Source organism: Acidimicrobiia bacterium (genome assembly GCA_009694375.1).
Classification (GTDB): Bacteria; Actinomycetota; Acidimicrobiia; order Acidimicrobiales; family VFJN01; genus VFJN01.
The window spans coordinates 32,507-59,400 of sequence record SHVB01000007.1 but is presented as its reverse complement, the minus strand read 5'-3'; the positions used below and the strand labels follow the sequence as shown (position 1 = coordinate 59,400).

The window sequence follows — 26,894 nt, the reverse complement described above, 5'->3', positions numbered from 1 at the left end:
TCAGCCCAGTTTGGCGAGGTCTTCGGCCATAGCCCAGCCGAAGGCCACGAGGGAGTCGCCCCGCTTGAGGTTGAACCCCTTGAACAACGCCACCACCCCGGCCGGAATGGCCTCAGGCTTCAGGCTGTCGTGGTCGAACACCTCCGGGTGCGACCCGGTGCCCTTGGCGGTGAAGGTCCGATCGTCGTAGGACGCAGTATCCACGCCGAACCGCTTGGCCAACCGTCGACCCCAGGCCCGCTCCTCGCCGCTCGCCTTGTGGTCAGGCCGGGGCACCACATCGTTGAGGGCCCGCAACGCATCGAAGCCTGACGGCACGATGAAACGTGTACCCACCAAAACGTCTTCGTCGGGGAAGGCCAGCATGGCTCGGCGCAACTCGTCTTGCATGACGGCGCGCAGCACGGTGTCGCGCTTGGCGCTGCGCTTCACTGACGCCAATCCCACCAGCACGGCGGGCGTACCGCCGATGCGCTCGAGGGTGGAGAACGCGAAGCCCTTGAGCTTGCCGTTCTCGCGGGCCTGAGTCACCAGCACCCAGGCCTCGGCCTGCTTGGAGAGCAGTCCGGCCTCGTAGGGAATCGGGCCCTCGGCGCACAGGTCGGCCAACTCAGCGAGTTCGGCATCTCCCAGTGCGGTGCAATCTTTAGTTTCGACCTGGATCGACATTCTCTTGCCTGCCTCCAGAAACCTCGTGGTTAGACCTCTACAGTCCAGTAGACGCGGCCGCCGAACGCAATTCGACGGCGTAACTGCCACCGACAAACCACCTGCTCAATGGGCGTGACCAGCGGGTCAGGAAGCCCCTTAGGCCACGATGGCACTCGCTCCCAGCATCACCCGTAGCTCGGCCAGGAGTGGGGGCACCACCTCCACCGTCCAGGCCTCCGGGAGGCGCAGGACCTGCCGCTCGCCGAGATGCAAGAGCACCGGCGACTCCCCCGGATAGGCCGCCAGGACGCGCTTGAGTTCCTCGATCAACGTCTCCGACACCGCCGCCGCGGGGATGTTCACCTGCAGCGGAAACCCCTCGCCCGACATCGGCTCGAAGATCTCGATATCCATGGCGATCAACTTGGGTTGATCGTCCCGGGCATCGACGCGCGCCTTCACCACGACGATGGCATCCTCGGTCAACTTGTGGCCGTGCTCCGACATCGACTTGGGGAACACAATCACCTCAACCGAACTCTGCAGATCCTCCAGCACAAACACTGCCATCAGATCGCCCTTCTTCGTCCATTTGCGCTGCAGGGTCGTAAGCACACCGCCGAAACTCATGACGTGCCCGTCGGGTAGCTCGGCCAGGTCGGCCAACGTCGCATCAGTGCGACGACGCAACGACGCCTCGGCCCCCATCAGCGGATGGTCGCTGACGTAGAGGCCCAGCATCTCCTTCTCGAAACTCAAGCGTTCCCGTTTGGCAAACTCAACCATGGGGATGGGCGGGCGCTCATCGAACATCTCGCCGGCGTCCTCTACCTCACCGAAGAGCGACATCACCCCCATGTCGCGTTCTCGGCGCCGGGCGATGGTGGAGTCGATGATGTGCTCGAAGGATCGCAACAAACCCTGACGGGTGTGCCCCAGGCTGTCGAACCCCCCGGCCTTGATCAGCGACTCCATGGTCTTCTTATTAAGAACCTGAAAATCCACCCGTTCCACGAAATCGTAAAAATCCTTGAACGGCCCGTTGGCGTCGCGCTCGGCGATGAGCAGACCCACCAGGCCCCCGCCCACGTTACGAATCGCCGACAGGCCGAATACGATGGAACGCTCGTCGCTGCTGGCCCCCGCCACCGGCGTGAAATCAGCCACCGACCGATTCACGTCGGGCACGAGCACCAGGACCTTCATGGTGCGACACTCGGAAAGGTAGATGGCCGCCTTATCGAGGTTGGTCTTCACGCTGGTGAGGAGGGCGGCGAGGTACTCGGCGGGGTAATGCGCCTTGAGGAAGGCAGTCTGATAGGCGATGAAGCCGTACCCGAAACTGTGCGACTTGTTGAAGGCGTAGTCGGCGAACTGCTCGATCGTGATGAACAGCGAAGTGCCCAACGCCTCGCCGTAGCCGGTGGCCTCCACCCCCTGCACGAAGGCCGCCTTCTCCTTCGCCATGACCTCACGCGATTTCTTACCCATGGCCTTACGGAGGTTGTCGGCCTGAGCGAGGGAGTAGCCGGCGAAGCGTTGCGCCACCCGCATGATGAGCTCTTGGTAGATCATCAGGCCGTAAGTGTCGGCGAGCAGTTCCTCGGCATCGGGATGGAAGTACTCAATGGGCTTGCGCCCGTTCTTACGGTCGGCGTAATCGTTGTGCATGTTGGCCGCCATGGGCCCCGGCCGGTAGAGCGCCACGAGCGCCGCCACGTCTTCGAAACTCGATGGGGCCAACGACCGCATCAGCGCCCGCATCGGGCCGCTCTCCAGTTGGAACACTCCGATGGAGTCGCCCCGGCACAGCAGCCCAAGGGTCTCGGGATCGTCCAGCGGGACGCCGTCGATGTCCAGTTGGATACCACGAGTCTCCTCAAGAATCACCAGGGTGTCGCTGATCACATCGAGGTTCCGTAGGCCCAGGAAATCCATCTTGAGGAGGCCCAGTTCTTCCACCCCGTGCATCTCGTACTGGGTGACTACCGGCGTGTTGTCCGTGGCCTCGCCCCCCACGGGCTTGCGCTGGATGGGAAGGTAGGTGGTGAGCGGCTCCTTGGTAATCACCACGGCGGCGGCGTGAATGCCGTCCTGGCGTCGCATGCCCTCGAGCCCCTTGGCCACCTCGATGACCTTGGCGGCATCGGGATCTTCGTCGCGCATCTTGCGCAGATCCCCCGCCATGTTGAAGCCCTCCTCGTACTTCGGATCGAGATCCAGACAGGCCCGCAGCGGCGTGTCGCGGCCCATGATCAGCGGCGGCATGGCCTTGGCCACCTTGTCGCCCACGATGTAGGGATACCCGAGCACTCGGGCGGCGTCGCGTACCGCCGCCCGAGCCTTGATGGTCGAGAAGGTAACGATCTGAGCCACATGGTCGCGCCCGTACATCTCCGCGGCGTACCGGATCATCTCATCCCGGTAGCGGGAGTCGAAGTCCATGTCGATGTCGGGCATCGAGACCCGACTCGGGTTCAAGAACCGCTCGAAGAGAAGGTCGTAGCGGATCGGATCGAGGTCGGTGATCCACAAGGCGTAGGCCACGGCGCAACCGGCCGCACTCCCCCGGCCCGGGCCCACCCGGATGCCGTTATCGCGGGCGTGTTTGATGAGGTCCCACACGATGAGGAAGTACGACGAGAAGCCCATCGTCTCGATCACCTGAAGTTCGTACACAATCCGATCCACGGTGGCATCGGCAAGGCCGTCCCCCCAGCGGCGACGGGCTCCTTCCATCGTGAGGTGGCGGAGGTACTCGGAGTCGGTGGCGAAGCCTTCCGGCAGGGGGAACATCGGTAGTTGCGGCTTGCCGAACTCGATCTCCACATGAGCCCGCTCGGCGATCCACAGCGTGTTGTCGCAAGCCTCGGGAATCTCCTCGAACAGACACCGCATCTCCTGGGACGACTTCAGGTAGTGCTCAGCACCGTGGAATTTCAAGCGATCCGGATCGCTCATAAGCGACGAGGTCTGGACGCACAACAAGGCATCGTGCGCGACGGAGTCCTCTCGCGCCACGTAGTGGCTGTCGTTGGTGGCCAACAGGGGCGCTTGCAGTTGCTTGGCGATCTCGAGCAGGGCCGGATTCGTGCGGTGCTGCTCGGGGATGCCGTGATCCTGCATCTCAATGAAGAAGTTGTCGCGTCCGAAGATGTCTTGGAATCGCCCCGCCGCTTGAAGGGCCCCGTCGTGGTCGTCTCGGAGGAGTTTCTGCAACACGTGCCCGCCGAGACAGCCCGAGGTGACGATCAATCCCTTGCTGTGCTCCTCCAGTAGTTCCCAATCCACCCGAGCCTTGTAGTAATAGCCCTCGAGATAGGCCCGAGAGCTCAGCTGGATCAGGTTCTTGTAGCCCTCGTTGGTCTCGGCGAGAGCAGTGAGGTGGTAATAAAGTTTTCTCCCACCATCCGCTTCGCCACCTCCGTCATCCATGCGGCCGCGGCGGGAGGGGCGCTCGCTGCGGTGCTCGTGGGCCATGTACAACTCGGAGCCGATAATCGGCTTGATACCCTGCTGCCGGCACTCTTTGTAGAATTCCAGCACCCCGTACATGTTGCCGTGATCGGTGATCCCGAGCGCCGGTTGGCCGTCGGAAACAGCTGCCCCCACCACTTCGCTGATCCGAGCGGCCCCATCGAGCATCGAGTACTCGGTGTGCACGTGGAGGTGGGTGAAACTATCTGCCACTCCCGACCCCACCTCCTTCCACGGCCACAAGATGCCCACAAGGACATATCCACAACCTGTGGACGAATCACACGGGTGTGATTCGTGACCGTAGCACCGCCATCCCTGACCGGTCTAGGGGAAAAAGTCAGCGGTGCTGATCGGCGTCGAGTTGGCGGAAGGCGGCCCGCAATTCCTCCATCTCGGCTTCGTCACCGGGCAAGACGATGGCACGCGCCGCCCCTGCGGAATCCAGGGCCACTCCCCGGGCGGCGAAGAAGAGCCGAACCCGCTCATCGAACCGTCCGCGAAAAACCTCCGCACCCTCAGGACCCGTCTCGGGAAGGATCGCCACGAGTCGGTGCAGGTGGTGATCGGAGGCGTGCACCACATGGTCCACCGCGCGCACCCCCTCCGCTAGTTGCCGACCTAGATCACGCAACACAGCCCGGCGTTGGCGGGTGGAGAGCGACTGAAAGGACGTGACGGGCACGTCGAGGGCCACCACGGAGAACAAGGTCTGGTACCGGAGGGCGCGCGCCATTTCTAGATCCGTCTGGTGGAGGAGGTAGCGGGCGTTGTGGAGCCCGGTCTCATCATCGATCTCGTCGTAGAGCGCCAGTTTGTCGAGGGAACCCTCCAGCACCTGGGTGGACCAACCCCCCAGCGCGCCAAAGATCAGATAGGCCGCAGCCCGCGCGGCGAGCAGACCGGTGAACTCGCCGATACCGATGGCCTCGATGGCTGGGGTCCGCAAGGCTGCGTAGATACCCGTGGCCACCACTGCCGCCCCCACGCCGCCGCGCATCCCGCCGTACACAAAGGCCAGAAAAATCGGCAGGAACAGCAGGGTGGCGACCACCTCCACGGTGTCGACCCCGCGCACGAAGGACACCAGTGCCACCAACCCCAACACGGTTAGCCCGGTGATCAGCAACACCCTGCGGGCCTGGGTGTAACTGAGCCGAGTCAGTCGATCTGACAAGGGTGCGGTCACGAGGCGCCAGGCTAGTCACCCCCTAGTCCTCCACAGGGTTTATGGTGACGCCATGCCATCAGCACTACGGGCCCAGGTCGCCCTTGTGGTACTCCTGGCCATTCTGCTGATCCCCATCGGCACTTCCTCGCTGCGAGGGTTAACCCATGTGCTCACCTGCAACGAGGAGGCCGCCGCCGACTTCAGCGTGAACTCCGGGGGCGACGCCCCCTCCATGGTCACCTCCTCGATGACCATCACCCGAGGCGATGTCAACGACGGCACCACCAACGCAGAGGGGGATGTGACGGTCAACGAATTGTGCGGCGGACTGACCCTAGATCTGGCCGTGGGCACAACACCCCAGGCTGATCGGTTTCCCGTCACCCTCACCATCACCAACAACAGCGCCTACGGGTGGCGGGGTTCGGTACAGATGCAACTCGACAACACCGACATCCCGATCACCATCGGCCGCATCGATGCGGGCGGTGTCGCCAAGAACACCTTCGTGCTCCGGGTAGACCCCGACCGGCGCTACGACCTCAAGGGCTCGCTACTCATCGGCCCCTGAGCCTGGTTAGAGGTAGGCGCCCGGGGGGACGCTGGGCGTCCCATCGACAGGAGGGGCCATGCCGGGGGGCAACTCGCCTCGCATCTGCTCGAGTTGCTGACGGGCCACCATCTGTTGGGCAAACAGCGTGGCTTGGATCCCGTGAAAGAGCCCCTCGAGCCAGCCCACCAGTTGCGCCTTAGCGATCTTCAATTCCGCGGCACTGGGGGTGGCCCCCTCGTCGAAGGGAATGGTGAGGCGAGCCAACTCCTCCTGCAGATCAGGCGACAGCGAGCCCGCCAACTCCTCGATAGACGTATCGTAGATTTCACGGAGCCGATCTCGGCTGGGTTCGTCGAGTTCGCTCTGGTGGACCTCATCGAGCAACTGCTTGATCATCGAGCCGATCCGCATGACCTTGCCGGGCGACTCCACCGCTTCGTGGGGGCCATCGGGGGTTTCGGGCACGACAGCGGGGACGAGTATGTCGTCGAAAGCAGTGGGAACGGTATCGGACATGGCCTGTACCCTACCGACCAAGACGAACTAGTGGGCCACGCCCGCCAGCAAAGGCACCAGCATTTCGTCGGCGGTTAGAGACCCATGGCGACCCACCAGTTGAAAGGGTCCTGTATCGGTGGGGTCCCCGAAGGCCACTGTGCCCTTGGCCGCGAGCAGCACATCACCGAGTCGACTGGCCGCCGCCTCAGTCACCACAGGGCCATACCACCCCTGCGCGATAGCCTCGGCCCGGGTACGCACCCAGGCGTGGTCACCCAGCCGAGCCCGACACGCCTCTTCGAGATCGGTGCGACGCCCGGCCCGGGCGTGGAGCCACCGAAAGCGACCCTCACCCGATTGCTGGCCCACATGGGCCAGCACGTCCCCCGGCAGGGACACCACGTTGTCGCCGGTCTCCACCTGCCCATGGTCGGCGGTAACCACCAAGGCAGTGCCGGACGGAAGTGACTCCAGAAGGGTGGCCACCAGGTGATCGACCCACCGCAACTCCTCGTCGTACTGGCTGCCGAGGCCGTACTCATGCGACACCGTGTCGAGCCCGTCGTAGTAGGCGTAGAGGAAGGGCTCGCCGTCCGTGGCCAGTCGGATGATCTCCGCCGCCAGGGTGCCCACGGTGCGATAGCCGGTGAAACGCACCTGGTGGAGATGCGCCTGGGTGAAGCCCGACGTCGCAAACTCCGCCCGGGTGATCACCGGTGGACGCTGACCTCCGAAACAGGGCTGCGACTGCATCCGGCTCGGGGCAATGGTGCGACGGGCATCACCGGATTCCACCGACCAGCGCAGCACGTTGAGCACCTCGCCCTCTACCGCCATCCGGTACCCCATGATGCCGTGCTCACCCGGCGGCAAGCCGGTGGTGATGGAGGTGAGGGCGGTGGCGGTAGTGGAAGGCGCCACGGTGGAAATGGGTCCTCCCTCGAGGCCCGACAGGGCCGGTGCCACCTGACGGCGGGCCTCGAGTTGGTTCCAGCCCAGGCCATCGAGCACCAGCAGCACCACCCGAGGGGCCCCAAGCGCCACGGCGGGCATCCACGGCGGGATCTGGGCCGGGGGGTGGAGCAAAGTGGGTACCACGTTGGTAATGCAGGCGCCGTCATAGGCAGGGAGGTGAGGGGCATCGGACATGAACGGTACGAGCGTACCGTGACCGCGCCCCCTGCCCTAGGGTTGGGCCTGTGAAGGTGTCCACCCGGGGTGACTACGCCAGCCGAGCACTTGTCTCCTTGGCCCTGCAACCCGACGGTACCAGCCCCACTTCTGTGCGAGATATCGCGGAGCGCACCGGCCTACCCCAGCCCTACCTCGAACAGATCCTCCTTGCTCTCAAAGGTGCCGGCCTCGTGCATTCCAAACGCGGCGTAGGCGGTGGCTACACCCTCGCCCGCCAGCCGGAAAAAATCACCCTCGGCGAGATCGTGTCGGCCGTCGATGGTCCGATTGGGCTGGGTGATTTCGGCGAACCCCACCAGGACGGCGCCTGTGACCACGAAGGCCAATGCGTCCTCCTCGCCGTGTGGGCCGGGATCAGTGGTCGCATCCGCACCCACCTGGACAGCTTCACCCTGGCCGACATCGTGGCCATGTCCCGAGGGCAGGCCGATTGGCCCGACCCTATCTTGGGCTAAGGAGCCCTCAGCGCAAGCGGCCGAGGACCTCAACGAGGTCGGCGGGAATGGGCGAGGAAAACGACAGCGGGTTCCCCGTGACGGGGTGGGCCAGTTCGAGGAGTTCGGCGTGGAGGAAGGGTCGGCCCATGGGGAGGGACTGGCGGGCGCCGTCGTAGCGGTTGTCGCCCACTACCGGGTGACCGATCGAGCGCAGATGCACCCGGATCTGATGGGTACGACCCGTCTCCAAGGTGCAGGCAAGTTCGGTCACCGCCACCGGCTCGGTGAAGGTAGCGAGGACCTCATAGCGGGTGCGGGCCTCCTTGCCCCGCGCGTCGATGGCCTGCCGGGTTGGTTCTCGCATCGATCGAGCGATGGGAGCGTCGATGAGGCCGCGGACAGCATCGAAGGTGCCCCACGCCAGCGCCCGATACCGGCGGTGAACTGACCGAGCCGCCAGCGCTGCCACCAGGGCCTCATAGGCCGCGGGGGTGCGGGCCACCAGCAGTAATCCCGACGTGCCCTTATCGAGACGGTGAACAATGCCCGGCCGGGCTGCGTCCACTCCCACCGCCACGATCTCGGGATAGCGGGCCAGGAGACCGTGCACGAGGGTGCCCGTGCGCTGACCGGCCCCCGGATGCACCACCAGACCCGCAGGCTTGTCGATCACCAACAAATCGTGGTCCTCGTAGACCACCGGCACGACCAAGCCGGGTTCGGGCACCAGACGGGCCGCCTCGGCCCGATCCGGCACATCGACCTCCACCACCGCACCGGCGCGGAGCCGCGCCGAGCGCGACCCCACCACCGTTCCGTCTACCAACACCACCCCGGCCGACACCAACTCCGCCACCTCAGACCGACTGATCCCGGTGATCATGGCGACGATGCGATCCACCCGTTCACCCGCCATCGCCTCGGGCACGACGTCGCTCACGATCATGCTGGCTCCGCCGCACCCCGAGAAGACAACACGAGCAAACCAATCCCGATCCATAGCGCCGCGTCGGCCAGATTGAACACTGGCCACCACCCCAGGTCCGCGAAGTCCACCACCTGCCCACCAAAGAATCCATTGCCGGCTCGCAGGGCCCGGTCCACTTGATTGCCGAGCGCCCCGCCCAGGATGATGCCCAGGCCCAGCGCCCGAGCACGGTTGTCGGCCCGCCAGGCCAGCACCGCCACCACCGCCATAACGGCCAGCCCCCCGAGCACGATCACCGGCGCCCACCCGCCGCCGCTCCCGATACCGAAAGCCACTCCGGGGTTGAACACCAGGCGCAAATCCATCGGCCCGGCTACGCGGATCGGGCCATCGGCGAGAGCCGAGAGGGCCCACTGCTTGGATAGTTGATCCAACACCACTACCGCCGCAGCCGCCCCAAAGGCCAGACCCGGATAGGAGGCCGGAGCGGTAACTGACTCAGCGACGGGAAAAGCCCGCGCTCTTGCACTGCACGCACAGGGCAGCATGTGGAAGGGCCCGCAGGCGCTCCTTCGGGATGGTGGCGTGACACTGCTCACACCACCCGTAGACACCGTCTTTGATCTTGACCAGGGCCGTGTCGATGTCTTCGACGGCGATCAGTGCCTGAGCGCTGAGGGTGAGGTCTCGTTCGCGTTCCACCGCAATGGTGTCGCCCTCCCCGGACTCCTCATCGAACTGGACATCGCCGGGATCTCGCTCGAACACCAACGAGTCGGCCTCGGCCTTGAGGGTGGCGGCCTGATGAACGTAGACGGCTCGCTCTGCCTTGAGCGCCTCCACCTGGTCGAGGAGGAACTTGTCCAACTGACCGGTGCGCTTGGCTGGGGCCTTTCGGGCGGAACGGGCACCGAGGGCATTCACTTCGGCCAGGCGGGGCGGTGATGCCACCAGACGAGCCACCGGCGCCTTCTTCACCACGGCCTTCTTCACCACGGCCTTCTTGACCACGGCCTTCTTCACCACGGCCTTCTTCACCGGCGCCTTCTTCACCGGCGCCTTCTTCACCACCGCCTTCTTCACCGGCGCCTTCTTCACCACCGCCTTCTTCACCACCGCCTTCTTCACCGGCGCCTTCTTCACCACGGCCTTCTTCGCCACGGCCTTCTTCGCCACGGCCTTCTTCGCCGGAGCTTTACTGGCCTGTGCCTTGGTTGCCACGTTCACTTCCGTCCTGTCGAAGCCCCGCCGGTGTCCGGAAAGGGTGGCGCATCTTAGGCACGGACGCTCCGGAGAACAACCTACCGCTCCCCCGCACCGAGCCTGCCCGGCGGCCCGGTAGCCTGCGCTGATGCCATTCGGCCCCGTCGACCCCAACCTCGACCTCGTCGGCCTTGAGACCGCCGTCCTCGCCCGCTGGCGCGACGAGGACGTGGTGGAGCAGGTTCGCCGCAGCCGCGAGGGGGCCAAGCCGTGGGTGTTCTACGAGGGCCCACCCACCGCCAACGGCAAGCCCGGCCTGCATCATGTGTGGGCTCGCGCCTTCAAAGACCTCTACCCCCGCTTCCAAACGATGCGTGGCCATGCCGTCCCCCGCAAGGGGGGATGGGACTGCCACGGCCTGCCGGTGGAACTGGAGGTGGAGAAGGAACTGGGGCTGTCCACCAAGCCCGAGATCGAGGCCTTCGGCATCGAGGCCTTCAACCAGCGCTGCCGCGACTCCGTCACGCGTTACGTCGAGGACTGGTCGGCGCTCACCACCCGATCCGGCACCTGGATCGATACCGATGATGCCTATTGGACCCTCAGCAACGACTACGTCGAGTCGGTCTGGTGGCTGGTCAAACAACTATGGGACAAGGGCTTGTTGTACGAGGGCCACCGGGTCAGTCCGTACTGCGCTCGCTGCGGCACGGCCTTGTCCTCCCACGAGGTGGCCCAGGGCTATCAGGACGTTGTCGATCCCTCGGTGTACGTGCGGTTCCCCATCACCACCGGCCCGGTGGAGGGTGCTGATCTCCTCGTGTGGACCACCACACCGTGGACCCTCGTCTCCAACGTCGCCGCCGCGGTGGGCCCTGCGTTGCGCTATGTCCGCATCGCCGATCCCGCCGGCGGACGCGACTTGCTGCTGGGGGCCGCCGCCGCCGGGCGCCGCTATCCCGATGCCCCCTTGCTCGGGTCGTGGACCGGCACCGAATTGGTGGGCGGGCGCTACGACCGGCCCTTTTCCTATCTGGAGGCAACCGATGGCCAGCCGTGGCGCATCGTGGCCGCCGACTATGTGTCCGACGCCGACGGCTCGGGCATCGTCCACCTCGCCCCCGCCTTCGGCGAGGACGACGCGGCTGTGGGCCGGGCCGAGGGTCTTCCCACGCTGAACCCTGTCGATGAAACCGGCACATTCGACGACCGCATCGGCCCCTGGGCCGGTCGATTCGTGAAGGACAGCGACCGAGACATCATCACCGACCTCACCACCCGCGGCCTGCTCGTGGCGGAGGAGGCCTACGAACACTCCTACCCGCACTGCTGGCGTTGCCATACCCCCTTGATCTACTGGGCCAAGACTTCGTGGTTCGCCCGCACCTCCGACCGCCGCGCCGAGATGATCGAACAGAACGAGACGATCGGATGGCATCCCGAACACATCAAGCACGGGCGCTTCGGAAAGTGGCTCGAAGGAAACATCGACTGGGCCCTCTCGCGCGACCGCTACTGGGGAACCCCCCTCCCCATTTGGCGCTGCGACGACTGCCACCACGACACCTGTATTGGTTCGGTGGCGGAACTGTCGGACCGATCGGGACGGGACCTCACCGAAGTCGACCTGCACCGGCCGTTCGTGGATGCCATCACCTTGCCCTGCACCGAACCGGGCTGCTCGGGTTCGGCCCGTCGCCTCCAGCCGGTGCTCGATGCCTGGTTCGACTCCGGTTCGATGCCCTCGGCCCAACACCATCATCCCTTTGCCAGCGATGGCTCCCTACCGGCCTACCCGGCCGACTTCATCTGTGAGGCCATCGACCAAACGCGCGGCTGGTTCTACTCACTGCTCGCCGTCAACACGCTGGTGTTCGGTGAGACGCCCTACCGAAACGTCGTGTGTCTTGGCCACATCGTGGATGAGCACGGCGCCAAAATGTCTAAAACCAAGGGCAACGTCATCGACCCCTGGCACATCTTCTCCACCTACGGTGCCGACGCGCTGCGCTGGTACTTCTTCTCCGCCGGCCAGCCCTGGTCGCCCCGTCGGGTGTCCGAGGACGGCATCCGCGAGGCCACCCGGCAGACCCTCGTGACCCTGTGGAATGTCTTCTCCTTCCATGCCACCTACGCCGATCTCGATGGGTGGGTACCCGGGCCTGATGCCCCTGCGCCGGCCCACGTGCTCGACCGCTGGGTGCTCTCCGAACTCGACGACACCGTCTCGGCCATGACCACTGCTCTCGACGACTTCGATGCCCTCAGTAGTTCCGCCCGCCTCGCCACCTTCATCGACGATCTCTCCAACTGGTATGTGCGACGCAGTCGTCCCCGCTTCTGGAAGGCCCCCGATCCGGTGGCCCACGCCACCTTGCACCATTGTCTCGTCACGGTGGCCGAACTGCTGGCCCCCTTCTGCCCGTTCCTCGCCGACCAACTCCACACCACCCTCACCGGTAGCCCCTCGGTCCACCTCGCCGATTGGCCCAGCCCCGGCGGGTGGCGCGACGAGACTCTGGCCCGTTCGATGGCGGCGGCTCGCCGGTTGGTCGCTCTCGGGCGAGCCGCTCGTACCGACGCCAAGGTGAAAACCCGCCAACCGCTGTCGCGTGCCCTCCTTCTGCACCCCGGCGCCACCCTCACCCCCGACGTGCTCGAGGAGATCGCCGTGGAACTGAACGTCAAGACCCTCGAAGACGTGGACACCCTCTCGGGCCTACTGACCTGGACCGTCGTACCGAACTTCCGGGTGCTGGGACCGCGCTTGGGCCCCCGGGTGAACGAAGTCAAAGCCGCCCTCGCCACGGCCGACGGCTCGGCCCTGCAGCGTCACCTCGAGGCCGAAGGCTGGATCGAGGTGGGGGGCATTCGCCTCGAGGCCGCCGAGGTAGAACTACGCGCCACGCGGCACGACGACTTCGCCCTCGCGGAAGACAGTGGCTGGGCGGTGGCGTTGGACCTCGAGCTCAATGACTCACTCCGCCAGGAAGGCACCGCCCGGGAACTGGTACGAGCCCTGAACGATCTTCGCAAAGACCTCGGTCTGGAAATCGCCGACCGAGTGCGCATCACCCTGGCGGGCCCTCCCATCGTAATGAGCGCCCTACAGACCCACGGCGCGTGGATCGCCGGGGAGGTACTGGCCACCTCCCTGGATGCCGGAGAGCCTGGACCGGGGGCATCAGAGATCACCATCGACGATCAGGCGGTAATAGTCGCCCTCCGCCGCGACGACAGCTATTAGCGCTTACGACCGAAGCGGGGACGATCTGTCTCCGGGGCTTGGTCAAACAGGCCACCAATCTCGTCGTCTTCCCGGGGACCAAGAGGCGACTCGTCGGTCATCGCTTTGCGAAGTTCCGCCAGGTACGCATCGTCATCACCGAGCACATCAGTGGCTTGAGTGGGTAGATCGGTGACATCGATGGGGTCGGGACTATCGGCGTAGGCCGGCGAGGGCGTTGGCCCGGTGACCGCCTCGGGAGGCGCTACCGCCTCCACCGGCGCCAGCCGAATAGGAGCCGGGGCGGGATCGAAGGTTGGGGTGCTGGGCGAACTCTGGCTCAGCACGGGAAGATCTACCTCCCGCAACGAGGCCGGATCATCAAGCAGTCGTTGGAGTTCACGGGTGGTGAGACGCAATCGATCCCGCTGCTCAGAGAGGTGTCGCTGCAGCATGTCTACGTCTCCGTGCAACTGATCGCGCGCCAACTCCAGCTCACGCAACTCCGCCACCACCAGGCTCTGGGCGGTTTCTTGGGCACGGCGGGCTTCGGCATCGGCATCGGCCCGGGCCCGGGCGGTGGCCTCCTGCGCATCGAACAACATCCGACTCGCCTGATCGGTGGCAGCCGCCAACGTCTGAGCGGCGTGCTCCTCAGCTTCCTTAATGGCGGCATCGGCGGTGCGCTGCGCCAGCACCAGCGTGCGCTTCAAGGTCTCGTCCATGTCGCTGGTTGCGGTGGCCCGATCATTGGCCTCCGCCGCCCGGCGCTCGGCGTCCACAATGCGGGCTTCGGCACTCCCAGCGCGCTGGAGGGCCTCGTGCAAAGCGGAGTCTTGGCGCTCGAGGCCCACCGCCAGGCGTTCGAGAAACTCGTCCACGTCCTGTGTGTTGTAACCACCCCGCTTCGCCTCGCGGAACTCAACGTCGTTCAGTAACTGCGGGGTTACGTCCATGCCCTCCAGCGTAGTCAACGATCGAGGTGGCCGGGGGACAACTTCGATCAGCCGCAGATCAACAGGATGCCCACGAAGACAATGATCGGAGAAAGGTCAATGGCCCCCGCCCCCATCCGCACCGGGGGGATGACGCGACGCAATGGCCCCAGCACCGGTTCGGTGAGGGTCAGGATCACGTTGTTGACGCTCGCCAGCGCGGTGCCGGGGGTGGAGCGGACGTAGGAAAACAGAATGCGCGCCAAAATGATCCACAGATAGAAATTCAACAGTTGACAGATGAAGTCCATGGCTCGCGCTCAGCCGTCGAGGTAATCGTGGTCCCGCAGGCGCAGGCGATCTTCGGCAGAGACGTTGGCGGGCGAGAGAAGCAGGACGTTGGCGCTCACCTTCTCCATGTGACCGCCGATCCCATAGACCAAACCGGCGGCGAAGTCGATCAGGCGACGACGCAGGAGGCCGTCGACGTTCTCCAGATTCAAGATGACCGGTTGGTTCTCTTTGAGCCGGTCCGCCACCTCTTGGGTGTCGTTGAACGTGGCGGGAGCGATCACCTCAGGCTTGACCGCGGCTTCCGCCGGCAGTGGTCGCACTACCGCAGTCTGGGGCCGACGGGCCGGATCACCGCCGGTGCCCGACGCCTGCGGGCGCACACTGGGAATCGTGCGCACTGAGCCCTGGACCGGGGCCGACTGGCCAGGGTCTTCCCGGCTCGGGGGGTAGCGGCTGGGGGCGGGTGCCGGTCGGTCACGTTCCGGCGGGCGCTCATCGGCAGGTTCGTAGTCGTCGTACTCTTCGTCCGGACCGAGACCCAGATAGATCATTGCTTTTCGCCACATCGAAGCCCCTCGGTTTCTTGAGATTACGACACTACTGTCCCACGACCGAGGCGCCGTCACGCGGACCAAACAGGTCGGTCCCGATTCGCACCATCGTGCTCCCCTCGGCCACCGCCGCCGCCAGATCTCCGCTCATGCCCATCGAGCGTTCCGGCAGCCCTAGTCGATCGGCCAAGGCCCGCACCGAGGCAAACGAGGCTCGTACCAACGTGTCCGGTCCCCGGGGACCGATTGCCATCAGACCGCGCACTTCGAGCCCTAACTCCAGGCACCCCTCTACCAGCGCGGCCACTTGCTCCGGGGAGCAACCGGCCTGCTGAGGGAGACCCGTCACATTGACCTGCACCAGGACCGCCGCCGAGGGCGCGTGGCGGGCGATCTCCGCCGCCAGTGACAGGCGATCAACCGAGTGCCACAAATACACAAACGGGGCGATTCGTCGCACCTTGTTGCTTTGCAATCGACCGATGAAATGCCAGCGCACCCCGACCTGGACGGCCTCGGCTTTCGCGGCGAGTTCCTGGGCGTAACTCTCCCCGAGGTCCATCAAGCCGGCCGCAGTGGCGGCCTGGACCGTGGCCAGGGAGTGGCCCTTGGTGACGGCCACCAGACGTACACCCTCCGGGTCTCCCCCGGCGGCGGCAATCCGTTCCCGCACCGCGCCGGCGGCGGTCGCGATGCTCACGCTTCTTCCAGCCAAGCCATCGTCGCCATGCGCTCGGCGTCGCCGTTTTTGCGGTGGCTGTACCAACGCGGATCACAGGCCGTGCACCCCGAGGTGTCCTCCACCTGCGCCACGCCCGCCGCCTGCAACGCGGCGATCACCGCGACAGTCAGATCCAACCCGGGGGTGCCGGTAGCGGTGGTGCCCAGCACCGCTGATCCGTACAAGGCGGCCATCTCGTGTCGCTCTGACCCAACAAACTCGTAGCACTCAACGCGAATACAAGGGCCGATGTGGGCCACTCGCGGCGGGTCTCCAAGATCCACCAGCGCCGCCACCGCCTGCTCCACCACTCCGCCGCGCAAACCGCGCCACCCCGCGTGCACCACCCCCACGCTGCGCTCACCGAGCAGAACCACCGGCGGACAGTCCGCCGTACGCACCACCAGCGGACAGCCCGCCGTGGCCGTTACGGCGGCGTCGGCCGCCGCTCCGGCATGGTCACCCGGGGCCGCTACCACTACCACCCGATTTCCGTGCACCTGTCGCAACCAGGTCCAGGTGGGATGGGCGGCGCGAAGATCACCGGCCTGGTCACCCTCGGCCCGGGTCGTCCAGGCGAATCGCGGAACGAGCAGGGCTATTTGAGGAAGGACGGAACGTCGAAGTCATCGTCGTCGCCATCGTCGTCGTCGTCGGCAAACACGCTGCCCCCTCCGACTCCCGGACTGGCCGGACGGGTACCGCCGGCCCGGCCATTCTGCTCGTCCCATCGATCGAAGCCGGCGGCGATCACCGTCACCCGAACCTCATCGCCCATGTCGTCGTCGATGACCGTGCCGAAGATGATGTTGGCGTCGGGATGGGCCACACCGTGGATCACCTCGGCGGCTTCGTTCACCTCGAACAGGCCCAGATCGCTGCCGCCGGCGATGGTGAGGAGAATGCCGCGTGCCCCTTCGATGGAAGCCTCCAGGAGCGGGCTGGAGATGGCGCCGCGGGCGGCGTTCAGTGCCCTACCCTCGCCGCTCCCGTACCCGATGCCCATGAGGGCGGATCCGGCGTTGGTCATGATCATCTTCACATCGGCGAAGTCGGTGTTGATGAGACCCGGCGTGGTGATGAGATCGGTGATCCCCTGAACGCCCTGGAGGAGGACCTCGTCGGCCATCTTGAAGGCGTTGAGCATCGATGTCTTGTCGTTCGAGACGCTGATGAGGCGGTCGTTCGGGATAACGATGAGGGTATCGACCTTCTCCTTCAGTCGCTGAATGCCCTGCTCCGCCTGGACCGAGCGGCGGCGTCCTTCGAAGGCGAACGGGCGAGTGACTACGCCGATGGTGAGCGCCCCGAGACTCTTGGCCATCTCGGCAATAATCGGGGCACCACCGGTCCCGGTGCCGCCGCCCTTGCCCGCCGTGATGAAGACCATGTCGGCGCCCTTGAGCACCTCCTCGATCTCCTCGCGATGCTCCTCGGCGGCCTGGCGGCCGATCTCCGGATCGGAGCCCGCTCCCAGGCCACGGGTGAGTTCGCGACCAATGTCGAGTTTCACGTCGGCGTCGCTCATGAGCAACGCCTGCGCATCGGTGTTGATGGCGATGAACTCAACGCCCTTGAGACCGGCGTCGATCATGCGGTTCACGGCGTTGACACCGCCACCGCCGATCCCCACGACCTTGATGACCGCTAGATAATTCTGCGGGTTTCCGACCATCGAACTAGTTACCTCCATGTATGACTCCACTTCGGTCCACACTGTCGCGCAACGCACGGCCCAACGCTGGAGCCGCCCCTAACCGTCGAGGTGAAGTCGAACGTGACCCCTGCGGAAAGAATCAAGATTACGAGCACCCTTCCACCCTGGTCAACACCGGACTTCCCGGCAATCGAACGTCGAGTTCCGCCAAGCAACGGAGATCCACGCGTTCAGCCACGGTGCGAAGGGATCGAACCTTTGCTTCCAGTAGATCGGCCGTGCCGAAACGCACCGTCCCGCCCTGCAGGAGGGTGGCGGTGACCTCGTCGCCCATATTCACCGTCGCCACCAAACCCGGTGCCACCGTGCCCAAACGCTCGGCGAGGGCCAACGCATCGCTCGAGCCGGCCCCGATCGTCTCCCCCACCCGGCGCCCCGTCGGTACCCCCCTGAGCCGCACGAGGGAACCCGCCAACGCGGCATCGGAGGCCGCCGGGGCCAGGATCCGGCCGCTGCGGTCTACCAGGGAGGCCTCCGCCGCCTCTCCCACCACCGCCACCGCCGTTCGTTCGCTGATCGACACCTCGATCACGCCGTCGAGGCCCCGGTGCAGGTACACCTCTTTCACCCACGGCAGGAGCGCCACGGCCTCGCCCGCCGAAGAAAGATCCACATCCATGAGCTGGCTTCCGGTGGTGAGGCCGAGGTTGTCGACGATCGCCTCGCTACTGGTGTGAGCACCCCCGGCCACACGAATGTCGTCCACATCGAGCAGCGGGGAGCGCAGGGCCACGACGAAGCCCGCCACCACCGCGAGCACCAGGCCCACTTCGACGACGCGCTGCAGTCGACGCTGACCCACCCGACGCTGCACCTCCACCCGACGGGCCCGTATCCGAGGGTCGATCGCCGAACTTGGACGCCGAGTCGTAGCGGTGCCCATCCCTAACCCTCTACCATAGGTATAGGTTGAGGGATGGGACCGAAACCGACACAGTGAGTTTCGGGCCGTAGCTCCACTCCCGCGTGCTCCCTCACCAACGTCTGCACCGCCAGCATCAGGGCATACACATCATCGGCCCGACCCTTGTCGTCGGCTTGGATGAAGTTGGCGTGCTTCGTCGATACCACGGCGGTACCCCTTCGAAGACCTTTACCGCCCGCTGACTCGATCAATCGACCCGCCGAGTCGCCCGGGGGATTGGTGAACACCGAGCCTGCGTTGGTGCCGCCGGGCTGATGGGCCCGTCGCCAGGTCACGATCTCCGCCAGCGTGGCCGCACCGGTGGCTTCGTCGTCGCGAGCCAAGCGCATCTCGGCGTGCACGACGAGATGCGCCGGGGCAATCGAGGACTGCCGATAATCCAACAGAAGCGAGGCAGCCGACACCTTCCTATCCTCACCGGTTTGGAGGTCCACGACGCGGATCCCAACCAGCGTGGCGGCCATGTCGGACCCATGCCCGCCGGCGTTCATCCGCACGGCCCCGCCGATGCTGCCGGGAACACCCACCGCCCATTCGAAGCCGGTGAGCCCCGCCGCCACCGATCGCCGGGCTACCACCGGCAGCGCTGCCGCCCCACCGGCTCGCACCGTGGTGCCCTCTACCTCTACGCCGGCATAGCCCTCCCCCAGCACCACCACGAGCCCGGCGAAACCCCCGTCGGCCACCAGCAGGTTGCTCCCGTTCCCCACCACGAGGGTTTCCACCCCGGTAGCCCGCACCGTCTCACTCACCGACGCCAGATCATCCTCATCGTTGACGGTGACCAGCAGCGCCGCCGCCCCGCCAACCCGATAGGTGGTGCGCGCTCCGAGCGGCACCTCCGTCTGAGCGCGAGAGCCCAGGAGAGCCGCCGCGGCTTCCAACGCGCCAGGAGGGCTCACTTCGCACGCTCGTCGAGCAGGGCCAAGAGGCGATCGGGCACGGTGGTGAGATCACCGGCGCCGAGGGTGAGGCAGAGATCACCGTCGCGCAACGTGTCTCCTAGGTACGCCACGACATCATCGAGGGAAGGCTGCCAGATCACCTCCTGATCCGGATGGGCCTGCTGCACCGCCGTCACCACGAGTTCACCGGTAACTCCGGGCCGAGGAAGTTCACCCGCCGGGTAAATATCGGTGACCACGAGTACGTCGGCATCACCGAAGGCATCGGCGAAGGTGGGCCACAACGCCTCCGTGCGGCTGAAGCGATGCGGTTGGAAACAACACACGATCCGGCGCCAGTTCCCCGCTCGGGCGGCCGCTAAGGCGGCGAGCACCTCGGTGGGCAGATGGTCGTAACTGTCCACGAACACCACCCCGGCCGCTTCCCCGCGCACCTCGAAGCGCCGGGCCACTCCGCTAAAGCGCGCCATCGCCCCGACCGCGTCCGCAAGACCAAGGCCGAGTTGGTGCGCCATCGCAATTACGGCGGCTGCGTTGCGGGCGTTGTGCTCCCCCGGTGCCGCCGGCACCACCACGTCACATTCGGTATCGCCATGATGTAAGCGGAACCCCACCCCCGTGGCCTGCGGGCGGATGGGGCCGAGGCGGTAGTGGCTGGCGGGATCGGTGCCGTAGGTCACCGGGTGAGAAGCGGCCGCCACCAGCGCGGCAGCACCCGGATCATCGAGGCACAGCACCACCGGACCAGCCACCGCCTTCACAAAACGCTCAAAACCAGCACGCAGTTCGACCTCGCCCCCCCAGTGTTCCAAGTGATCGGGTTCCACGTTGGTCACGATGGCCGCATCGGCGCCGAGGCGAAGAAACGTCCCGTCGCTCTCGTCGGCTTCCACCACCAACGGCCCTGCTCCCCCCCAGGCCGCGCTGGTCCCGAGCGCGGCCACGCGTGCCCCCACCAACCAGCCCGGCGCCCGCCCCGCTCCCACCAGCAGCGTGGCCAACATGGCCGAGGTGGTGGTCTTGCCGTGGGTACCGGCTACCCCGATGGTGAAGCGTCGGCCACAGATCGCCGCCAGGGCATCAGAGCGGTGCAATACCGGGATTCCCGCCACCGTGGCGGCGATGACATCGGGATGATCGGCGGGGGTGGCGGTAGAGGTAATCAGCGCGTGAACACCCCGCAGGTCGGCACCACTGGCCCCGGTGTGGATCGTTACCCCCATGGCCGCCACCGCCGCCAGGAACGGCGTATCCGGCACCGGATCGTGGCCGCTGACCGAGTGGCCCATCTCGACGAGCAGTATGGCGAGGCCACTCATCCCGGCTCCGCCCACGTTGGTCACGTGCAATCGCCGGGGCGACCCGAGATCGAGCCCCTCAACCACGGCTATGCTCCTGCACAAGAGCCGCGATAGCGGCGGCGGCGTGAGGCCGCGCCCGCGTGAGTGCCGCACGTCCCATCGCCATCCGACGTTCCTCATCGGACAAGAGGGCATCCACCTCGGCCACGAGACGCGCGGCATCGAAGTTACCGTCGGGCACCATCACCGCCGCCCCGACCTCCACGAGGTACCGGGCATTGCTCGTCTGCTGGTCGGCGGTGACAAAGGGCGAGGGAACCAGCACGGCAGGCAGGCCAGCGGCCGCCAGCTCAAAACAGGTGCTCGAACCCGAACGGCACACCGCCAGATCCGCGGCGGCGAGGGCACTGGGCATGTCCTTCTCGTAGACCACCTGCCGGTACTCCAGCGCGCCCGATACAGGGGGCGTGGTGGCACGGATCGTGTCCCAGTCGCGACTTCCCACCACATGGTGCACCGCGAGGTTGGCGCGATCTCGCCAGATCGGCAGGGCTGCCACCACCGCCTCATTCAAACGGCGAGCACCCAGGGAACCGCCAAACACCAGCACCACCTGGCGGTCATCGCCAATTCCGAACGCTCGGCGGGCGGCGGCCCGATCACGTCCAGGAGGTAGGGCGGTGATGTCCTGGCGAACGGGATTACCGGTGACTACTGCTCGGGGCAGGGGGGTGCCGGGAAAAGCCACCGCTACCACCTTGGCAAAGCGGGCCAGGAACCGGTTCGCCGCTCCCGGAGCCAGGTTTTGTTCGGCGACCACCAGGGGGACGCGCCGAAGTACCGCCGCTACCCCCACCGCCACGCTGGCGTAGCCGCCCACCGCCACCACCACCTGGGGTCGAAGCCGACCGAGTAGACGCATGGCCCTGAACCCCGCCACGAGAAGTCCGGCGACGGCTTGCACATTGGCCACCGTAAGTCGGCGCTGGATCCCCCGCCCCGGCAACAGCGTTGTGGGGTAGCCGGTGGTGGGCATCAGCGTGGCCTCAATCCCCCGCTCGCTTCCCACGTAATGAATGGTGTCGGCCCGGTGACCGGCGGCCACCAGTGCGTCGGCGATCGCCAGAGCCGGATTCATGTGACCGGCGGTGCCCCCTCCGGTGACGACGGCGAAGGTGGCGACATCGGTCACCGCGTGGGCGCCGAGACCCGGCGCCGGGGCGGCTTGATCTGCCCCGGTTGGAGGGGCGCCTGGGCCTGCCGGGCCACGTTCAGCAGTATGCCCGCCGAGGCCATGCTCACCACGAGGGCGGTGCCGCCGTAACTCACGAAGGGCAGGGGCAAACCGGTGATGGGCAGGAGTCCCAATACCGCGCCGATATTGACGAACGCCTGGGCCCCGAACCACACGGTGATACCCGCCGCCACCAGGGAACCAAAGCGATCTGGGGCGAGGATGACGACGCGAACCCCCACGACGCACAGGGCCGCGAACAGGCCCACCACCACCAGCGCACCGATAAGCCCGAACTCCTCGCCGATGACGGCGAAGATGAAGTCGGTGTGCGCCTCGGGCAGAAACCCCCATTTAGCCCGACTACCGCCGATGCCCGTACCCGTCAGCCCCCCCGAGGCCACGCCGACGAGCGATTGGATGTTTTGGTACCCAGAGGTCTTATAGGTGGCCCAGGGATCCAGAAAGGCCATCACGCGCGCCATCCGATAGGGGGCGACGACCGCCAACAGCGTGGCCAGTGCGCATCCGGTGACGGCCACGATGGCCAAGGGACGCACTGGTGCACCGGCGGCGAACAACATGGAGAGAACCACAATCCCCATCACCAGCGTGGTGCCGAGGTTGGGCTCGAGCATCAGCAGCACGGCGATGGCGATAAACACCACCAGGGTCGGTTTCACCGTTGCGCGCCAGTCGTCCATGCGGCGCACACGGCGATCAAGCAGGTTGGCCAGGAACAACACGAGGGCGATTTTGGCCAACTCGGAAGGCTGAAGGTGGAGCGGCCCCAAGGCAAACCAGCGGCGGGCACCGTTCACCTTTACCCCCACCCCGGGCACCAACACCAAGACGAGGAGAGAAATGCACATCACCAACATGGGCACCGCTAGCTTCCGCCATCGGCGGTAATCCAAACGACTGACGCCTAGACAGATCACCGCTCCGGCCATCACCCAGAGGAACTGTAAGCGCGCGATATACCACGACGATCCGTAGGTGTCGAAGGCCGAAACCGACGACGCCGTGAGCACCATCATCAGACCCACAAAGTTGAGCGCGGCGATCAAGCCAACGAGCCAGGTGTACAGGTTGGAACGAGCCACGGTGGGTGTGGGGCGCGCCGTGGGGTGCCGACGGCGGGACACCCAAACATCGTCTGGAGCCTTATTCCGGGAGGGCGAGGTACGGCGGGGCGTCATCGGGAGTCCTCCAGCCGCGCGGCGACGGCCCGCACGAAATCGTCGCCTCGTTCCCCGTAGGACTGATACCAGTCAAAGGAGGCGCAGCCCGGCGACAACAGCACTACGTCACCTGGCTCCGCAACACCAGCGGCGGCGGCCACCGCCTCGTCCATCGAGCCCACCGGGTACACCGGTCGCACCGCCTCGAACGCCGCCACCACCTCTGGGGCAGCCTCCCCGATCGCCACGACGGCACGGATGTGCGCGCGATCGGCGGCGAGTTCGTTGAGGTCCAGACCTTTGTTGCGCCCCCCGGCGATCAGCACCACCGAAGGGAAACTCCGCACCGCCGCGCGAGTGGCGTGGGGCGCAGTGGCTTTGGAGTCGTCGTACCAGCGCACCCCCCCAGCCTCCCCCACCAGGCAGACGCGATGGGGGAGGCCCCGAAACGCGAGGAGTGCTTGGCGTATCCCCACCGAGGTGGCCCCACCGTGAAAGGCCGTGGCAGCCGCCGCCAACGCGTTGGTGATGTCGTGCGGAAACGCCCGGGCCAACTCCCTCACCTCGGCCACCACCTCACCGTTTGCCAGCACCAAATCGTCGCCATGGAGGTGATACTGCGCCGAGGGATCGAGGCCGAAGGTGACCTGCTGCCCCGCGGCCCGGCGCAAGTGCTCCTGTACCACGGGATCATCGGCGTTCCCGATCGCCACATCGCTCGAGGTCTGACGCGCCCAGAGGCGTGCCTTGGCCGCGGTGTAGGCCTCCAGGGAAGCGTGGTGGTCGAGGTGGTCGGGTGCCATGTTCAACCAGGTGCCGACCCCGGGCGCGAAGTCCTGGGAGTGCAGTAACCGAAACGACGAGGCCTCCACCACAAACACGTCGATGGCCGGGTCGGCGATGGCGGCCACCAGCGGGACGTCCAGATTGCCTACCGCCACGGCGCGCCGTCCGGACGCTTCCAGCATCGATCGAGTGAGTTCGGCCACGGTGGTTTTACCGTTCGTGCCGGTGATAGCCACCACCGGACGATCATCCCAGCGCTGGGCGAGGTCGAACTCCGAGAGCACCGGCACTGTTGCGGCTCGGGCGGCGGCAAAGACGGGGTGGTGATCGGCCACCCCAGGGCTGGGGAGAACCGCTGCCATCCCCGCCACCAGTCTCGGCCAGTCCCCCTGGTCCGGCGCCTCCACGAGGCGCACCCCCAGATCCTTCGCCAGGGCCCGACCCTCGACGGTGGACTGATCGTCCACCACCACTGCGCTTTCGCCGTGGGTCAACAGGGCGCGCAGCACGGCCTGGGCGGTGCGCCCGAGTCCCACGACGAGGTAGCCGCTCAATCGAGTCCACCGATGCTGATGAAGTCGGCATAGAACAACCCGAGCCCAATCGCCGAGCAGGCGCCGGCGATCAGCCAGAAGCGGATGATGACCGTGGTCTCGGGCCATCCCCCCAACTCGAAGTGATGATGGATCGGAGCCATCCGGAAAATGCGCCGCTTGAACAGCCGGAAGCTACCCACCTGCAGAATGACCGACAACGACTCGGTGACGTAGAGAGCACCCACGATGGGGAGGAGAAGTTGGGTGTTCAACATCAGCACCAGCCCCGCTAATCCGGCGCCGATCGCCAGGGATCCGGTGTCGCCCATGAATATCTGCGCCGGCGCCGCGTTCCACCAGAGAAAACCGGCGCACGCCGCCGCCATGGCGGCGGCCGCGACGGCCAGATCGAGCGCGTGGCTGACCTGGTATTGCTCGAAATGACGGAAGGCCCAGAAGCCAATAACCATCAAACAGGCGAAGGCGAAGATGGACGACCCCGCGGCCAAACCGTCGAGACCATCGGTGAGGTTCACCGCGTTGGTGGTGGCGTAGATCAACAGGACGGCCCACACACACCATCCACTCGCACCCAACTCCCAGCCGGGATAGTCCCAACGGGTAAAGGACAAGGTGGTCTCCACATCGGTCCAGCGCACCGACAGCACGGCGAAGGAGACGGCGACCACCAGCAGACCCACCGTCTTGGCTCGCCTACTGAGCCCGAGGTTTCGTTCGTTCCGAACCTTGATGAGATCGTCGACCAGGCCCACCAGACCCGCCGCCGCGATGCAGGCCATGACCAGCAATCCCGAACGGGTGAAGACGAGACCGCTGCGCACATGGGCGGCGATGTACCCCACCAGCGCCGCTCCGACGATGGCCACGCCACCCATCGTGGGAGTACCGGCCTTGATGGTGTGGCCCGTCGGTACGTCCTCGTGGATGGGCTGTCCCAGACTCCGGGCGCGCAAGACATCAATGAGGAGTTTTGTGCCGATGATGGCGACGCCCGCCGCCAGGCAGGCGGTGATGAGGAGCGCTACCACCGGTGGGCCTCCCGAAGCTCACAAAGCACCTGGCGGGCCACCACCCGGTCGTCGAAGGGATACTCCTGATCGCCCACCACCTGAACGGTCTCATGACCTTTCCCGGCGATGAGCACCACATCACCCGGCACCGCTTCACTCAAGGCCTCGAAAATGGCGGCCGCTCGGTCGGCTTGCACGCGCACGTTGGACGAGTCGGTGATCCCGGCCTGAATGTCCCTGATGATGGCGTCGGGGTCCTCATTGCGCGGGTTGTCGGTCGTGATGACCACCCGGTCAGCCATGCGGGCCGCCAGGGCGCCCATGAGGGGCCGTTTGCTGGCATCCCGATCGCCACCCGCGCCAAATACCAGCAGCACCCTGCCCCCCCTTGCCGCGTCGCGAGCGGCGTCGAGGGCCCCCGTCAAGGCTCCCGGCTTGTGCGAGTAATCCACCAGTACCGAGAACGGTTGGCCTTCATCAATTGATTCAAAACGCCCGGCCACGGGCTGAGCCTGACCCAACCCGGCCACGATCGCCTCGATCGGCACTCCCAATTGCGCCGCCGTGGCCGCCGCCGCGATGGCATTGCTGACGTTGAAGCGCCCCCCGAGGGGAAGCTCCACCTCGGCCTGACGCCACCGAAACGAACACCGGTCGGCGGTGACCACGAGAGCATCGACGTCAAGGATCGAATACCCATCGGTGGGCACCAGGTTCCGCCGCACTAACTCGCGTCCGCGTTCGTCGTCAATGTTCACCACCGCCACATCGCAGTACTCCCGGGTAAATAGACCGGCTTTGGTCTCGAAGTAGTCGTCGAGATCGTGGTGGAAGTCGAGATGGTCTTGGGACAGGTTCGTGAAGACGGCCACCGCAAACCGGGTGGCCCGGACCCGCCCCATCGCCAGGGCGTGGGAAGACACTTCCATCGTGATGGCCTGGCGACGCCGATCTCGTTCCCCGGCCAGGAAGGCTTGCAACTCAGGTGCTTCCGGCGTCGTGCGGGTGCCGCTGAGCGTGCCCAATACCGTGGTGCCCCACCCGTGCGCCTCGAACACGGCGGCGAGCAGATGGGCCGTGGTGGTCTTGCCACTGGTGCCGGTGATGCCGATCACCGTCAGGTCGCTCGACGGGTGTCCCCAGAAAGCGGCGGCCACCGGCCCCATGGCGTCGCGCACGGAGGGAACGATCACCTCCGGTACCCCCAACGACAGAGGCCGCTCCGCCAGTACCGCGACGGCTCCCGCCCCTACCGCCGTCGCCGCCAGATCATGTCCGTCGACGTGGGCACCGGGCACACAGCAAAATAGCGCGCCGGGGGTAGCAACCCGACTGTCCTGGATCACCGTGGAGATCTCCGTGGCACCCCAGCGGGGATCGACCAGGGTGGCGGTGACCTGAGCAGTGGCGGCGAGGAGCGCGTCGAGTCGCACCGC

25 protein-coding genes are annotated in these 26,894 nt (G+C 66.0%); 3 read left to right on the top strand and 22 right to left on the bottom strand.

Features of this window, described 5'->3' with window-relative positions; genetic code table 11:
• The 3 genes from EXQ71_06395 to EXQ71_06385 all read right to left on the bottom strand — a co-directional run bounded on the left by EXQ71_06395 (position 1) and on the right by EXQ71_06385 (position 5,317).
• A complete protein-coding gene (locus EXQ71_06395; GenBank protein ID MSO87135.1) occupies positions 1-669 on the bottom strand; it encodes a hypothetical protein in 669 nt (222 codons plus the stop codon).
• Positions 670-807: 138 nt separating this feature from the next.
• The gene (locus tag EXQ71_06390; protein ID MSO87134.1) at positions 808-4,341 is read right to left on the bottom strand and encodes a DNA polymerase III subunit alpha; all 3,534 of its coding nucleotides are present in this window, start codon (positions 4,339-4,341) and stop codon (positions 808-810) included.
• A 127-nt stretch (positions 4,342-4,468) separates the two neighbouring features.
• Entirely contained in the window at positions 4,469-5,317 is an 849-nt protein-coding gene (locus tag EXQ71_06385) for a hypothetical protein (protein MSO87133.1), read from the bottom strand.
• Positions 5,318-5,369: 52 nt separating this feature from the next.
• Between EXQ71_06385 and EXQ71_06380 the strand changes: the two genes are divergently transcribed.
• Positions 5,370-5,870 (top strand): hypothetical protein, encoded by a 501-nt coding sequence (locus EXQ71_06380; protein MSO87132.1) that lies wholly within the window; start codon positions 5,370-5,372, stop codon positions 5,868-5,870.
• A 6-nt stretch (positions 5,871-5,876) separates the two neighbouring features.
• On the opposite strand, the gene EXQ71_06375 is transcribed toward EXQ71_06380, so the two are convergent.
• Positions 5,877-6,368: a bacterial proteasome activator family protein gene (locus tag EXQ71_06375; protein MSO87131.1), complete on the bottom strand. Its 492-nt coding sequence runs from the start codon at positions 6,366-6,368 to the stop codon at positions 5,877-5,879.
• Positions 6,369-6,395: 27 nt separating this feature from the next.
• Complete coding sequence (locus tag EXQ71_06370; protein MSO87130.1) at positions 6,396-7,499, bottom strand: PglZ domain-containing protein; 1,104 nt, start codon at positions 7,497-7,499, stop codon at positions 6,396-6,398.
• A gap of 50 nt (positions 7,500-7,549) precedes the next feature.
• Between EXQ71_06370 and EXQ71_06365 the strand changes: the two genes are divergently transcribed.
• Positions 7,550-7,999: an Rrf2 family transcriptional regulator gene (locus tag EXQ71_06365; GenBank protein ID MSO87129.1), complete on the top strand. Its 450-nt coding sequence runs from the start codon at positions 7,550-7,552 to the stop codon at positions 7,997-7,999.
• Between the two features lie 7 nt (positions 8,000-8,006).
• Here the strand turns inward: EXQ71_06365 and EXQ71_06360 are convergent, their stop codons facing one another.
• From EXQ71_06360 to EXQ71_06350, 3 genes are read right to left on the bottom strand one after another with little or no spacing between them, the layout of a single operon-like run.
• Positions 8,007-8,927, bottom strand: coding sequence for an RluA family pseudouridine synthase (locus EXQ71_06360; protein ID MSO87128.1), 921 nt, complete (start codon positions 8,925-8,927; stop codon positions 8,007-8,009).
• Positions 8,924-9,457, bottom strand: a complete 534-nt coding sequence (lspA, locus tag EXQ71_06355; GenBank protein ID MSO87127.1) for a signal peptidase II — start codon at positions 9,455-9,457, stop codon at positions 8,924-8,926. The genes EXQ71_06360 and lspA overlap by 4 nt, the downstream gene beginning before the upstream one ends.
• Positions 9,408-10,130 carry a hypothetical protein gene (locus tag EXQ71_06350; GenBank protein MSO87126.1) on the bottom strand — a complete coding sequence of 241 codons (723 nt, stop codon included), beginning with the start codon at positions 10,128-10,130 and terminating at the stop codon, positions 9,408-9,410. The genes lspA and EXQ71_06350 overlap by 50 nt, the downstream gene beginning before the upstream one ends.
• A 130-nt stretch (positions 10,131-10,260) precedes the next feature.
• Between EXQ71_06350 and EXQ71_06345 the strand changes: the two genes are divergently transcribed.
• Positions 10,261-13,359: an isoleucine--tRNA ligase gene (locus EXQ71_06345; GenBank protein ID MSO87125.1), complete on the top strand. Its 3,099-nt coding sequence runs from the start codon at positions 10,261-10,263 to the stop codon at positions 13,357-13,359.
• On the opposite strand, the gene EXQ71_06340 is transcribed toward EXQ71_06345, so the two are convergent.
• The 14 genes from EXQ71_06340 to EXQ71_06275 form a co-directional block, all read right to left on the bottom strand.
• A complete protein-coding gene (locus tag EXQ71_06340; GenBank protein MSO87124.1) occupies positions 13,356-14,294 on the bottom strand; it encodes a DivIVA domain-containing protein in 939 nt (312 codons plus the stop codon). The two genes, EXQ71_06345 and EXQ71_06340, sit on opposite strands and share 4 nt — an antisense overlap.
• Positions 14,295-14,341: 47 nt before the next feature.
• Positions 14,342-14,584 (bottom strand): YggT family protein, encoded by a 243-nt coding sequence (locus EXQ71_06335; GenBank protein MSO87123.1) that lies wholly within the window; start codon positions 14,582-14,584, stop codon positions 14,342-14,344.
• Positions 14,585-14,593: 9 nt separating this feature from the next.
• Positions 14,594-15,133, bottom strand: coding sequence for a DUF552 domain-containing protein (locus EXQ71_06330; GenBank protein ID MSO87122.1), 540 nt, complete (start codon positions 15,131-15,133; stop codon positions 14,594-14,596).
• Positions 15,134-15,164: 31 nt separating this feature from the next.
• The gene (locus EXQ71_06325; protein MSO87121.1) at positions 15,165-15,812 is read right to left on the bottom strand and encodes a YggS family pyridoxal phosphate-dependent enzyme; all 648 of its coding nucleotides are present in this window, start codon (positions 15,810-15,812) and stop codon (positions 15,165-15,167) included.
• 2 nt (positions 15,813-15,814) lie between these two features.
• Positions 15,815-16,441, bottom strand: a complete 627-nt coding sequence (locus EXQ71_06320; protein ID MSO87120.1) for a laccase domain-containing protein — start codon at positions 16,439-16,441, stop codon at positions 15,815-15,817.
• Positions 16,438-17,514: a cell division protein FtsZ gene (gene ftsZ / locus EXQ71_06315; GenBank protein ID MSO87119.1), complete on the bottom strand. Its 1,077-nt coding sequence runs from the start codon at positions 17,512-17,514 to the stop codon at positions 16,438-16,440. Before ftsZ ends, EXQ71_06320 begins: the two co-directional genes overlap by 4 nt.
• A 127-nt stretch (positions 17,515-17,641) precedes the next feature.
• The gene (locus EXQ71_06310; protein ID MSO87118.1) at positions 17,642-18,439 is read right to left on the bottom strand and encodes an FtsQ-type POTRA domain-containing protein; all 798 of its coding nucleotides are present in this window, start codon (positions 18,437-18,439) and stop codon (positions 17,642-17,644) included.
• Positions 18,440-18,441: 2 nt separating this feature from the next.
• Positions 18,442-19,383, bottom strand: a complete 942-nt coding sequence (gene murB / locus EXQ71_06305) for a UDP-N-acetylmuramate dehydrogenase (GenBank protein MSO87117.1) — start codon at positions 19,381-19,383, stop codon at positions 18,442-18,444.
• On the bottom strand, positions 19,380-20,882 hold the full coding sequence (gene murC, locus EXQ71_06300; protein MSO87116.1) for a UDP-N-acetylmuramate--L-alanine ligase: 1,503 nt from the start codon (positions 20,880-20,882) through the stop codon (positions 19,380-19,382). Before murC ends, murB begins: the two co-directional genes overlap by 4 nt.
• Positions 20,764-21,879 (bottom strand): undecaprenyldiphospho-muramoylpentapeptide beta-N-acetylglucosaminyltransferase, encoded by a 1,116-nt coding sequence (gene murG / locus EXQ71_06295; GenBank protein MSO87115.1) that lies wholly within the window; start codon positions 21,877-21,879, stop codon positions 20,764-20,766. Before murG ends, murC begins: the two co-directional genes overlap by 119 nt.
• Positions 21,876-23,123: a putative lipid II flippase FtsW gene (gene ftsW / locus EXQ71_06290; GenBank protein ID MSO87114.1), complete on the bottom strand. Its 1,248-nt coding sequence runs from the start codon at positions 23,121-23,123 to the stop codon at positions 21,876-21,878. Before ftsW ends, murG begins: the two co-directional genes overlap by 4 nt.
• Positions 23,120-24,553: a UDP-N-acetylmuramoyl-L-alanine--D-glutamate ligase gene (murD, locus tag EXQ71_06285; GenBank protein MSO87113.1), complete on the bottom strand. Its 1,434-nt coding sequence runs from the start codon at positions 24,551-24,553 to the stop codon at positions 23,120-23,122. Before murD ends, ftsW begins: the two co-directional genes overlap by 4 nt.
• Positions 24,442-25,476, bottom strand: a complete 1,035-nt coding sequence (locus tag EXQ71_06280) for a phospho-N-acetylmuramoyl-pentapeptide-transferase (GenBank protein ID MSO87112.1) — start codon at positions 25,474-25,476, stop codon at positions 24,442-24,444. Before EXQ71_06280 ends, murD begins: the two co-directional genes overlap by 112 nt.
• Entirely contained in the window at positions 25,470-26,891 is a 1,422-nt protein-coding gene (locus tag EXQ71_06275; GenBank protein MSO87111.1) for a UDP-N-acetylmuramoyl-L-alanyl-D-glutamate--2,6-diaminopimelate ligase, read from the bottom strand. The genes EXQ71_06280 and EXQ71_06275 overlap by 7 nt, the downstream gene beginning before the upstream one ends.
• Between the last annotated feature and the right edge of the window lie 3 nt (positions 26,892-26,894).